Consider the following 11,868-nt stretch of genomic DNA (forward strand, 5'->3'; position numbering starts at 1 on the left):
CAGTTCACGATGCCGCCGAGCACGGCGCGGGTGGGGCACCGGGTCGCCCCGTGCTCGGCGGCATCGAGAACTGCGACCGCACACGGCCCGGACGCGGCTCGGGCGCAGCCACCGGGGTGAACAGCGGCAGCGCGGCCGGGTCCGGCCGTGCCGAATGTGGTTGCTGGTTCTGGCTCTGGTTCATCAACGGCTCCCCACGATCGGCGCGCCCGCCCCGGCGTCCAGGTTGGTCCGGTATTGGTCGATCACGGTCTGGCTGGCTGCGGCGGTCGCTCGCAGTCCTCGCACCAGGCTGGTGTGCTCGAACCGGCGTGGACGCCGCGCGCCGAGCGAGAACACCGCGGCGGCGTCCGGCGCCCAGGGCAGGGCGGAGGTCACCGGCAGCCCCAGCACCTTGCCGACCTCACGGGAGGAGTAGGGCTGCCCCTGCCCCACCAGCAGCACCCCCAGCCGCGGTAGCGCCCCAGCGGCCGCGAACGTCTCGTGCAGCTGCTGGGCCCAGGACCGGGCGGCCGCCAAGGCGGGCAGGCTGCTGCGCATGGTCAGCAACGTCAGGTCGCCGCCCCGGACCAGCGGCTCGGGGGCACCGACCAGGCCGAGCCGGCCGGCGTCCACGATCACGTCCTGACCGGTGCGTTCCAGGTCCCGCAGCGCCACACACAACGGCTCCCACACGCCGGCCAGGCCGCGAGCCTGCCCGTGGCCCCGCACCCCCGGCAGCAGCCGCGCGCTCGAACCGGGAATCTCCAGCATCGAGGCGGGCAGCGCCTGCGCCAGCGCGCCCTGGCGGTGCGCCAGGGGAAGGTCGATCAGGCCACCGGTGTGGGCCACGTCGCCGTGGAAGTATCCGGCCAAGACCCCCGACCCGCCGGTGGGGTCGGCCTCGACCAGCACCACGGGCCGGGGCCACGTCAGCGCCAGACCCAACGCCGTCGAGGTCACCCCGGGTGAGCCGGAGGCGGACGTCAGCGTGATGACGGCCATGACTCAGCGCGCCCTGGAGTCCAGCACCAGCGCCACCTTGCCGGTCGCGGCCCGCGCCACCAGGTCGGCAGCCTGATCCCGTGGCACGGACACATCCACCACCTGCTGGCCGCCGTCCGGCAACTGGCGGACACTCACCACCGTGGCCTTGACCTGGGCCTGTGACCCGGAGCCGCGGTAGGTCCCGTCCATCCCGGGGGTGGACACGATCCGTACCTGGTCGCCGGCCTGCAGCGCGGTGCCCGGCAGGCCACCCGGAGGAAGGCTCACTCCCACGACGGACATCCCGTCGGCCGGCAGCACCGAGCGGGTCACGTCCTGCCTGGTCACCAGTCCGCCGGCGGCCAGGTCCATCGCGGCACGCTGGCCCACCAGGCTCTGCAGGTCGGCCGCGGGGATCGGTGTCAGCGCGGGGTCGACACCCACCTGCACGGCCATCAGGTCATCCGCCTCGATGACCTCACCGCGGTGCACCGTCGAGCGGACCGCGACCACACTGGTCGTCGAGCTCATCGAGGTGAAGGCCAGCACCCCCAACAGCGCGCCCAGACAGACGGCTGCTACCGACGCGGCGATGAGCAGCGGTCGACGCCGCATCTTCGGCGGTGGGGCGACCTCCGCTCCCCCTACCGCCGCAGAGCCCCGCCCTGCGGACTCCGGCTCGCCGGGCTCCGGCGCGCCAGGCAACCGGTCCCGTGCCTGCTTCGGCGCCAACGACATCGTGAATCCCCTTGCCTTCGCTGCTGCGGCCCCTACTGGACCAGCACTTGTGCCTCGCCGATGTGCACGGTGGCGGTGCGGGTCAACGGCATGGTGATCGTCCCGGACTGCCCGATCCCGGACCAGTCGATCACCCAGTTCGAGGTGGCGCGCACCGTGTAGTCGCCCTGCCGGGTGTAGGTGTGCCCGCACGTCGGGCTGTCCTTCTTGCCGTACATGTCCCGGTACGGTGTGCCCTGACCGCAGGTCACCCTCTGGCCGTCGCCCAGGTCCCACACCACGTTCCTCACCTTCGCCGTGGCAGTCACCGAGAACGGGCCCGTTGACGCCGTCCGCGTGACCGGCCCCCAGGTGTTCGGCGAAGCGTTCTGCACCCACATCCAGTTCGGCATCCCCACCAGCCCCATCGAGCCGGGCTTGGGCTCGGGCACGATCCCGATACCGATCGCCTGCAGCCGCATCGATTCCACTGCCCGGTCGGCCAGCTTGCGCGGATCCGGCGGCGCCGGCGCCTCCGGCGGGGCGGCAGCCCAGAAGTCCACCGTGCCCGCCTGCATCAGACCGTCGACGTTCGCCCCCGCACCCTCGCGGTCGGTCAGCGCGTAGTAGCAGGTGTAAATCGTGCCCTTCTCGTGGCCGCTCCACACTGGTTCGCTCTTCGGTGGCTGCGGCCTGGTCCGCCACACCGAGATGCACGAGTGCCCCTGCACGACTGGGCCGCTGCTATGGCCCTTTTTGCCGGAGTCTTTGTCTCCAGAGTCCTTGTCGCCAGTCGACGAGCCGGACTCGTAGCTAGCGGGCTCAGTGCCGGAGTCACCAGAGCCGCCACGGTTCGACGGCGGTTCCGCCCATACGAGGCACACCCCCCGATAGTCATCCTTCTTCAGACACCGGGGGGTGTCTCCCGTGGGAACCGATTCGTGCCTGGTTGCCAGGGCGCCAGAGGACCCCATGGACAGCGTGAAAGCGAGACACAGCGTTCCTGCCGTCGCGAGCCGGCGGAGGTTGCTCAACATGACGGGTCCTTCACCGGATCACCAACGTAACCGACCCGCCACTGCGACTGGTCCGGGAACTCGTAGTTGTAAACCGACACGCGATGCCGACCATGGTCGATCCGGTCTGAGGGAACGATCGACTTACCGCTGGCGTCGACCACGTTCACCTTCGACACGTCGTAGCAGACCTCGAACACCACGGTGGGGATGACCGGCGGCTGATGCTTCGGCTTGTTGGTGAGGTCGACCTTGACCGGCTTCACGGAGACGACCTGGACCCTCCCGATCACCCTCGTTCCGTACACCTTCTCGTTGGCCAAAGCGTTCCGGTTGTTGCGCAACTCCGTTCCGATCGCCACCTTGTCGAAGCAGGACTTCTTTGCCCTCTTGGGGTGAATCAGGCAGGTATCACTGACCTGGAAGTAGTGATCGAGGACCTTCCTGGCATTGCGCTTGGCCACCGCTTTGGGCCCCGGCGGCGGGTGGGAACTCGTCGGCGGCGTGGTCGGGGCCGTGGGGGAAGCCGGGGGGTCCGATGGAGGCGTGGACGCGAGCGAAGCATTAGTGGGCGACGGTGTCGAAGCCCCGTCGTTGGGTACGCCGCCGCTGCAGGCAGAGGCAACCAGGGCACCGCCGAGCAGCAAGATGCCACCTCCCCGCCGGAGCGTGTTCGACATCGTCGGTCTCCTCGCGTCGCTCATAGCCATAAGGCAGATGCCACCCTCCAGGTGATCACCTGTACCAAATTTCGCCACAACAACACTAGTGCTAATGACTCACCGTGGGAAGACGGATCGGCAGCAGTTCGGAGCAGAACCAGCGAGCGGTCGATCGCGTCGGTGTCCCCCTGGCACACCTGGCCGGCCCCGAATCGCCCACCAAGGACGTCCGCCCGCGTCACGATGAGGACGGCGAGGGCACCGGCGGCACGACGGGCCGGGATCCACGCGCCGACGCTGCGTGAAACCTGCCGGTCCTGGCCGATATTCACCTAATGTGATGCCGCCCCATCGTGGTGACCCCCTGCCGCTCCGCAATTCCGAGACGGGAAGTCTACCCAGCCTCCGCCGCCACACAAGGGCTTAGCACCCACCCTGTGGATAACTTGCGAGCCTGCCCGAAGATCAGTCGGACCGGTGATTGAACCCTAAACAGATCGCTCCTCTGCAAGGCGACGGGAGTTGTCAACAGCCGTTCGGACGAGAGCCATTTCGACGTCCAAGGCCCCCGCCAAGGGAGCCAGCAAAGGATCGCTGGGCGTGCGTCGGACTGACCCTGACTCCCAGCGCATGTACGTGGCAAACGACATGCGCGCGCGACGCGCCAGCTCGCGCCCACCAAAGCCCGCGCGCAGCCGCAGCACCCGAAGGGTTGGGAGAATCGGCGGCGGCTGCAGCAAGTCGTCCACCCTGATCGCCAGCACCAGGGCCAACTCGGCCAGCGACTCCGCTCGAGGAGTAGACAAGCCAAGCTCCCACCGAGAGACCCGCTCACCTCCGGCCACGCCGAGACGGTGCGCCAACTGGTGCTGGGTCAAGCCCGCCCGCTCACGAGCGGCACGCAAGGCGGCGGGGTGGAACTCCGGCTCGGTCACCACGCCCAAACCCTATGGCGTGACCGGGCGCCAGCTCAAGCGGGTGATCATCGGGCTTCCCGAGTCGACTTCGCTGAAGGCGCATACCGCCCAGAATGACGAAGGCTCTCATGCGCCCAGCTGATGAGGAAACATCGGGTTTCGACTCTCCGTTGAACCAAACCAGTCACTGCTGGCCCGCTCCTTCGCACTAACTGTCCGAGTCGGGGGAAATTGAGATTTGAACGTCCAATTTAAGAATCCTCGCCCAAACGACCAAAGTCTTCGCCATTTTGTACGTCGTGAACGAAGAAATTGAGACTGGATGGGGCCCCAGGACCTGTTACGAGCTGTCGGAGCCACGGGCCGATGGCAGCGAGGCCGAGGGGAGTCGGCCTCGCGCGCCGCGGGCCTTGGCCCTGGTCCCCATATGAGTGGTGTGAGGGGGCGGCGGCGAGGACAGCCAGTCACGAGACTGCCGTCCACGGCTCGGGTCGAGTCTGTGGACGTGTGAGACACGTGGATTCGAGCGCCGTCTACCCTCCGGCCATGGACCTTGGAGCGAGTGCTGCGCACGAGCGAATGAAGCTGGCGGCCGTTGAGGAGGCAGCACAGGTGTTGGATCGTGCGCGCTCAGAGTATGAGCGGGCGCGCGAAGTCCGTGACCGAGCTGTCCGCGCGGCCGTCCGCGCTGGCGTGCCGAGTGGCAGGGTCGCCGCAGCTGCCGGCCTGTCAGCAGGCCGGGTGTCGCACCTGACCGCAGCGCCACGGCTGTGACTTGCCTTGGGGCTGCCCGAGGCAGCGTAGGTTCCTGCGTCGTGGACATTGGTGACGACGAAGATGGATACGGCCACATCGGTATCTTGCACGAGGCTGCCAAGGGACTAGTTCGCCACGAGTGCGGCTTAGCCTTTGCTCACTTGGGGGCGTCCATGTCTGCAAGGCCCACGGGGCGACGGTTGCGAACACGGGAGGGCACGTAGGCGGCCGGGTCGGTCGCGTACCTTCCGAAAGTCAACTAGCCGATCGTCGAGGGTGCTCGGCGTGGCTACACAGACACAAGGCGTTCATTGCTGCTCGCGACCCAGAGCCCGCGCGTGATGCGTTCGGTCCAAGGAGAGCACCCGCTTTCCCGCTGGCTATGAGCGATCCGGTTGCGATCTCGATCAGTCGGCCCAGTGCGCTGGCTTGGCTGCGGTGATGGGCCGCGGGCCCATGAGGTGCGCTAGGAGCGTCGGCTGTGCGGCGGCGTAGGTGACGCCCGTGCACGCCCTCCCTGCTGCGGTGCCGTCCAGAGAGACGGCGACCACGTGGATTCCGGCGTCGAGCTGCCTCGCCAACTGGCGGGCTTTCGCCTTGTTGACGTACCCCACCACCTCGTCCGAATCGGCTGCTCTGACCCCGACGGCGTTCGGATCGTGCGGATTATCCCGCTCGCGGACCAGTACGAGCAGGCGCCCAGGTCGGAGATCGCTCCGGCGCGCGGCGGCCGCGTAGTGGCTCACACCACGCAGTTTGCCCGCCCAAATGCCCACGGTGGAGAGTCGCCGCGCTTCAGCCTTCATCAGTTTGCCCGTGAGGTCATCGCAGAACCTCAGAATGCGCGCGCCACCGTAAACCTGCTCCACGAGATGCACCTGAGGGAGGCCGTTGGCACCCATGATGTCCACGCGCTCACCATCACCCAGATACAGCTCGGCTGCGGGGCGATCGTTCTGTCGGTGCGGCACGTGCACGACCTTACCGACGTGGAACAGACCGGGGCCATCGCACCAGTCCGGCTGATTCGAGGTCGAGACCACCCTCTTGCCTTGATCAACATCAAGGACACAAGCTCGTGGTCAACCGCTTTCGCAGGCGACGCCGTCTCCGTCGCGGTCCAGGCCGTGGGGGTCGCTGCCGGTGACGGTGATGGGGCCGTTGACGTCGGCGCAGTCCAGGTCGGGCGGGTAGGGCGGGATGCAGGGTGAGTAGCCGGGTGCGCAGTTCTTCTGGGGTGCCTTTGGTTGGGGCGCGGCTGGCGCGAACGGCGCGGGCTTGGTCGCTTTCGGTCGACTGGCCACGGGTTTGTCGAAGCCGCCGCAGTTGCCCCAGGTCCCGCGGCCGGCGGCGCGTGCGGTGGCCTCGGCGGCCTGGTAGCGGGCCTGACGGTGGTAGGCAGCAGCGTAGGTGTACTCGGAGGCCAGACCCTTGCTGATCATGATCTTGCCGTAGTCGCCGACACCGGGGATGTCCAGGTATGCCAGCGTGCGGCCGTACTTGTCGAGCCTGCCTTGGCTGGCGTCGCGCACGAGATGGACGGTGCGTCCGTCCAGGAGCTGGTGGGCCATCGCGGTTGCGGCCTGTCCTCCACATTCGTCCGCGACGCTGGGGCTGACGGTCTCGGGGGTGTCGATTCCGATGATGCGGACGGTGAGCTCGGTGCCGTGGTAGGCGACGTGGACGGTGTCCCCGTCGACCACACGCAAGACCGGAGACAGTGCCTGCTGTTGCCTCTTCCGGCGCTGTCGGGCCTTGCGGGCCTTCTCCTTCTGCTCTGCCTTCTTCTTGGCTGCCGTCTTGGCGGCAGCGGCGCGCCGGGCTTGCTCGGCGGCACGTTCACGCTTGCGCTTGGCAGCAGCGTCGGGTGAGGTCGGGGAGGCTGAGCTCTCGGTGGTCGGGTCCGCAGCCGTCGGGGTCGCGGTGGGGCTCGCGCCCGGGGACGTGCTAGCCGCGGTCCCCGCGGGTTGGGTGCCCGGGTCAGGCGCGACCAGGCCAATGATCACCATGAGCACGAAGAACCCGGCAAGACCGCCGCCGATCCAGGCGGCTACCCGACGTGCCCTGCCTTGTCGGGTGGGCTTGATCCCGGGCGTCCACGCTCTTCCGTCCCACCACCGCTGTTGGCGGTCGTCCCAGGGGTCCGGGTACCAGCCCGGCGGGGGACCGTCCAGACTCACGCTCACCTCGCAGCATCACCGAGTTCCCGTACCGGTACGAGTCTTACCAGCAGGGGCACGTGTTACCCCGTGAATATCCAGGTTGCTGCCCGATCGTTATGACGGGGTCCGAGCGAGGTGACGAGCCGGCCGCTCCTCGGGCTGGGATCTCCTGTGCTTCCTGCTCTGGGATGGGGTCTGTCATGGGCGGCGCATGGCAGGCGGCGTGGGCTAGGCGCGGCCACCATACGGAGACGCGGCATCGTCGGCTCACCCGGCCGCCTGGCGAGTCGGGACGGCGTGGAGGGCTGGCACATCCTCGTCGGCCGGGACGCGGGTGTCAGGGTGTGTCGTCAGGTGCGTACTTGTCCTGTGGCGGGAGCGGGTCGGCGGGCTCCAGGATGCAGGTGCCAAGGACCGGTGGTTTCACCGAGCTCATGACGCTGATGAGCCCGGTCGTGGAGGCGGTAGCCGCCTTGCGGATGTCGAAGTCGTCGGGTGGGTCGACTTTGGTGACCCATACGGTGATGGAGGACCCCCGACCCTTCTCAGCCTTGACGCGCAAAAGCGGGCGTCGAGCCGACCGGCGCGTGCCATGCCGTGGCGAGCGAGAGCCAGGCCGGCCCGGCGAGAGCCTTGTTGCTGTATCGCTCATAGGGGCCAGGCGAGGCGTCGATATGGGCGCGCTTGTGAGGAGAGTCCCTTGGGGTGGTGGGGTTTGAGGTCCAACGGCGGGGCTTCGTGAAGTAGGCGGCCATCGGCGGGATCTTCGGTGTGAAACGACCAAGTCACGCACTGAAGGAGAACCACCGATGGCCTTGTCCCAGTCTGCCTTGTCTGAGTTGCTTGAGGCGTTCCGCACCGGCGATGGCGTTGACATGATCCGTGAATCGGTCCGCACCGTGCTCCAAGAGCTCGTCGAGTTCGAAGCCGCGGGCGTGATCGGCGCGGAGCGTTACGAGCGCACCGAGGACCGCGTGACCGAGTGCAACGGCACCCGCCCGAAGTTGCTGGCCACCAAAGCCGGTGACGTGCAAGTGCGAATCCCGAAGCTGCGGAAGGGTTCGTTCTTCCCCTCCATCTTGGAGCCCCGTCGGCGCATCGACCAGGCGCTGTATGCGGTGGTGATGGAGGCCTACGTCCATGGTGTGTCCACCAGAAGTGTCGATGACCTGGTCGCGGCGATGGGCGCCGACTCGGGGATCTCCAAGTCCGAGGTCTCCCGGATCTGCGAGCAGCTGGATGAGTCCGTGGGCGCATTCCGCACCCGCCAGCTCGATCACAGCGCGTTTCCCTACGTCTACCTCGATGCGACCTACCTCCATGTCCGGAACAAGCCGGGCAAGGGTGGCCAGGTGGTCTCGATGGCGGTCGTGGTGGCCACCGGGATCGCCGCTGACGGGTCCCGGGAGGTCCTCGGCCTTGACGTCGGCGACAGCGAGGACGAGACGTTCTGGCGCAGCTTCCTGCTCAGCCTCAAACAACGCGGTCTGACCGGGGTGCGGTTGGTCATCAGCGATCAGCACTCCGGTCTGGTGAAGGCGCTCAAGCGGTCCTTCCAAGGCTGCGGACACCAGCGGTGCCGAGTCCACTTCGCCCGCAACCTGCTCGCCCACGTCCCCAAGTCCCACGCCGACATGGTCGCCGCGGTGTTCCGCACGATCTTCGCCCAGCCCGACCCGGAGGCCGTCACCGCGGCCTGGGACGAGGTCCGCGACCAACTCGCTGCCTCGTTCCCCAAGGTCGGACCGCTGATGGACGAGGCCAAGGCCGAGGTCCTCGCCTTCACCGCATTCCCCAAGACCCACTGGCGCAAGGTGTGGTCGACCAACCCGCTCGAGCGGGTCAACAAGGAGATCAAGCGTCGCAGCCGTGTCGTGGGAATCTTCCCGAACGCCGCCGCGGTCATCCGGCTGGTTGGTGCCGTGCTGATCGATATGCACGACGAGTGGATCGCCGGCGATCGTCGCTACCTCTCAGAAGAGTCCATGGCGCTGCTCAACGACACCATGGATACTGGTGAGCACGCCGCCATCGACAGCGGCGAGTAGGGCACCGAGGACCCCCTCAAAGCCCACCACCCCGCGGGGCTCTGTCCGCTTGTGGACCTTCGCGGTGATGCCTTGCGGGGACTTGGGCCGGTAGATGCATTCGTACTTGACGGCGATGAAGCCGTTCCGTTCGCGGATCCGAGGTCCCGAAGTCGTCGCCCGCGGGAGGGTGGGTAGTGGTCGCTGCGTCGTGGCGGGCGAAGGCAGGGGCGCAGGTGTCCATGACGAGGATGCCGGCGGTGCCGACACACTTTCGTGTTGCTCGGGGCCGTCGGTGGAGGTGACCCACCTTGAGGGCCCGAACACCCAGCGAGGGCGATCGCACCCGACACGAAGATCACGACCACCCTGCTCCTGCGAGTCACGTCGACGCCCTTCCCCCACACAGTCGAGGCGCTCAGGCTAGCCGCGGCGCGCACCCGATGGAGCACTCACGAGTCACGGCTTTCGCTCCTCGCGTAGCGAGGCTCCGAACCGCCTCGATCATCTCGGGGCTCGCCGACGGCCAGCGAGCACTTGATGACCTCAACTCAGGACGAGCCATCATCCGCCCGCAGGACACGGTCGGTCATCCGGACGTAAGTCGCGGCGCTGGCCGGGTTCGCCAAGGCAGTGGCGCGAAGCCCCCCGTCGTTGGTCGTCGTTTCCCCATGATCGCCACCTCGGCCCGATCTGGCGCCGGGTCTGGGTGGCAGCCTGAGTCAGACCAGCGTCATCAACACGGCGATTTCGCGGCACCGCCGGGTGGCATGACTCACTCAAAGCTGAGCACCCGAGACGGTCTCGGTGGCGACACTCGGATTGAACCGCCGTCCGCAGCGCGGGGAAAGGAAGTCGGCCCTGGGGCGGAAACGGTCACCGCTCACGCGCCCGATCCCAAGCCCACCACGCGATCAGGCCCACACCGACCAGCAGAGTCACCCACGCCCACGGTTCCACCCCGTCACACTGCCATCATGATGTGCCGGGGCGCGCGAACAGCATCTGTTCGGCGTTGCGATGACCGTCGTGAACCGCGGACCAGGCCCAAACGAGGGTCAGGGAAGACCGAAAGGGGATCAGAATGACCTTCGTGACCAGCGGGTCACAGCCCGCCGGCAGTCCCAACCCGGAGGTGCTTTTCCGCGACCTCCCGCGACAGGGCAATGGCCCAAAGCACCTGTGGGCGCATCAGGCCGACATCCTCCGCGATTACCTCAAGCATCGTGACGATCCCGATTTGGCCATCGAGCTCCCAACTGGCGCCGGGAAGACGCTGGTGGGGATGTTGGTCGGAGAATGGCGTCGTCGAGAGTTCGGTGAACGAGTCGTCTACCTGTGCCCGACTCTCCAGCTCTCCCGGCAGGCGGTCGCCGACGCGCGCGCCGCTGGCATCAGCGTCGTCGATCTCACCGGGAATAACGTCGACTGGGACGCCAACGACCGTCTGGCCTACGTGCGCGCTGACGCGATTGCCGTCGCCCACTACAACGCTGTGTTCAACGCCTCTCCCCAACTCGACGACGCAGCGCTGCTCATCCTCGATGACGCACACGCCGCTGCGGGATCTGTCGCCGACAACTGGACGGTGCGGTTCGACCACGGCACTAAGCCTCAATCCACCGATGGGCTGATGCTGCTGCGCTGATTCGGTCTCGGGAAGCGTGTGACTCGGTGTGACGTGGCTGATCGCCCGACCTCGCTGTCGGGGTGTTCCACTGTGTTGCTCCGGTCGCGCCGGAAGGTGGCGGCTGTGGTGGTCAGGTCGGGATGGCTGCTGGCGGGCCGAACGCGGCGGCGAACAGTGCCTCCCACGCGTGCTGCCATGGCCAGTACTCGGGCAGGTGCAGCGTCAGTTTCCGGGCCGAGGAGGCGACCCGAGCGGGCACGTTGATCAGCTTGCGGCGCAGGGTGCCGGTGGTCGCCTTCGCCAAGGATGGGCGGCCGGTGAGCGTTCCGGCGGCTCGGGTGAGATTGAACGCGACGACTGCCAGCACCAGCCAGGCCGCGTTCGCCGCGAACCGCCCAGACGGCAGGTGGGCCAGCGCCGAGTTCTTCAAGTCGGCGTGCACGTTCTCGATGACCGCGTGCTGCCGATGCAACTTGTCCATCGCGACCGTGTCGAGTTCGTCTTGGGGGACGGTGGTGAAGAAGCCGTGGAAGCGCCACATGTCGAACAACGTGCCTTGCCCGGCGGCCTGCTTCTTGTCCGCGTTGACGTCCGGGATGCGGCGCACGACCAGCCGGCCGGGCACATGGTGGTCCTTGGCCTGGGCGGTGAATGCGGTGAAGTCGACCTCGGCAACCTGGGCGCGGGAGATCCACCTGCTGGTGTCGTCGTCCCAGATGGCCTGCGGGTACTTGATCGTCCACGCGTCCTCGCTGATGGCGGCGATCGCGCGTTTGACGTTCGCGGTCAGCCGGACGGCCACGGACACGTCTGCACCGGCCGTGAGGGCCGCGGCGATGGTCGGGTGCCCCATGAACGCCGAGTCCGCCCGCAGCAGCACCTTGCCGACCGCGGCGCTCGAGCGCATCCTGGCGACGGTCTTGAGCGCGTCGCACCGGCACGTCGGGCCACGCGTAATGTGGTGGTGGAGGCGCACTCGACGCGTTCAGGATTCGGGCTCGGTCGCAAGGGGGCC

At 67.7% G+C, this 11,868-nt stretch carries 11 protein-coding genes and 1 pseudogene; 3 read left to right on the top strand and 9 right to left on the bottom strand.

Features of this window, described 5'->3' with window-relative positions; translation table 11 throughout:
• Positions 1 to 183: 183 nt before the first annotated feature.
• From FRW57_RS10005 to FRW57_RS10020, 4 genes are all read right to left on the bottom strand, one after another.
• Positions 184 to 984 carry a CpaE/TadZ family protein gene (locus FRW57_RS10005; RefSeq protein ID WP_152185927.1) on the bottom strand — a complete coding sequence of 267 codons (801 nt, stop codon included), beginning with the start codon at positions 982 to 984 and terminating at the stop codon, positions 184 to 186.
• Between the two features lie 3 nt (positions 985 to 987).
• Positions 988 to 1,704 carry an SAF domain-containing protein gene (locus FRW57_RS10010; RefSeq protein ID WP_238999385.1) on the bottom strand — a complete coding sequence of 239 codons (717 nt, stop codon included), beginning with the start codon at positions 1,702 to 1,704 and terminating at the stop codon, positions 988 to 990.
• A gap of 32 nt (positions 1,705 to 1,736) precedes the next feature.
• Entirely contained in the window at positions 1,737 to 2,351 is a 615-nt protein-coding gene (locus tag FRW57_RS10015) for a PKD domain-containing protein (protein ID WP_152185928.1), read from the bottom strand.
• Between the two features lie 362 nt (positions 2,352 to 2,713).
• The gene (locus FRW57_RS10020) at positions 2,714 to 3,379 is read right to left on the bottom strand and encodes a hypothetical protein (RefSeq protein WP_152185929.1); all 666 of its coding nucleotides are present in this window, start codon (positions 3,377 to 3,379) and stop codon (positions 2,714 to 2,716) included.
• A 104-nt stretch (positions 3,380 to 3,483) separates the two neighbouring features.
• On the opposite strand from FRW57_RS10020, the gene FRW57_RS10025 reads away from it, so the two are divergent.
• Positions 3,484 to 3,666 (top strand): hypothetical protein, encoded by a 183-nt coding sequence (locus FRW57_RS10025; protein WP_152185930.1) that lies wholly within the window; start codon positions 3,484 to 3,486, stop codon positions 3,664 to 3,666.
• A gap of 183 nt (positions 3,667 to 3,849) precedes the next feature.
• Here FRW57_RS10025 and FRW57_RS25065 read toward each other — a convergent pair whose 3' ends face one another.
• The 4 genes from FRW57_RS25065 to FRW57_RS10045 form a co-directional block, all read right to left on the bottom strand.
• A complete protein-coding gene (locus FRW57_RS25065) occupies positions 3,850 to 4,299 on the bottom strand; it encodes a helix-turn-helix domain-containing protein (protein ID WP_162529326.1) in 450 nt (149 codons plus the stop codon).
• A 1,142-nt stretch (positions 4,300 to 5,441) separates the two neighbouring features.
• Complete coding sequence (locus tag FRW57_RS10035) at positions 5,442 to 6,005, bottom strand: HIRAN domain-containing protein (protein ID WP_162529327.1); 564 nt, start codon at positions 6,003 to 6,005, stop codon at positions 5,442 to 5,444.
• A 111-nt stretch (positions 6,006 to 6,116) separates the two neighbouring features.
• Positions 6,117 to 7,214: a thermonuclease family protein gene (locus FRW57_RS10040; protein WP_162529328.1), complete on the bottom strand. Its 1,098-nt coding sequence runs from the start codon at positions 7,212 to 7,214 to the stop codon at positions 6,117 to 6,119.
• A gap of 319 nt (positions 7,215 to 7,533) precedes the next feature.
• Positions 7,534 to 7,758 (bottom strand): hypothetical protein, encoded by a 225-nt coding sequence (locus FRW57_RS10045; protein WP_152185934.1) that lies wholly within the window; start codon positions 7,756 to 7,758, stop codon positions 7,534 to 7,536.
• 247 nt (positions 7,759 to 8,005) lie between these two features.
• Here FRW57_RS10045 and FRW57_RS10050 point away from each other — a divergent pair, with 247 nt between their 5' ends.
• Both FRW57_RS10050 and FRW57_RS10055 read left to right on the top strand, forming a co-directional pair.
• Positions 8,006 to 9,244: an IS256 family transposase gene (locus FRW57_RS10050; RefSeq protein ID WP_152185935.1), complete on the top strand. Its 1,239-nt coding sequence runs from the start codon at positions 8,006 to 8,008 to the stop codon at positions 9,242 to 9,244.
• A 1,063-nt stretch (positions 9,245 to 10,307) separates the two neighbouring features.
• Positions 10,308 to 10,871, top strand: a complete 564-nt coding sequence (locus FRW57_RS10055; RefSeq protein ID WP_152185936.1) for a DEAD/DEAH box helicase — start codon at positions 10,308 to 10,310, stop codon at positions 10,869 to 10,871.
• A 112-nt stretch (positions 10,872 to 10,983) separates the two neighbouring features.
• Here FRW57_RS10055 and FRW57_RS10060 read toward each other — a convergent pair.
• Positions 10,984 to 11,784 (bottom strand): annotated as a pseudogene (locus tag FRW57_RS10060) (IS1380 family transposase); the annotation flags it as partial.
• Positions 11,785 to 11,868: the final 84 nt, after the last annotated feature.

This window comes from Segeticoccus rhizosphaerae (assembly GCF_009192725.1).
GTDB lineage: Bacteria > Actinomycetota > Actinomycetes > Actinomycetales > Dermatophilaceae > Segeticoccus > Segeticoccus rhizosphaerae.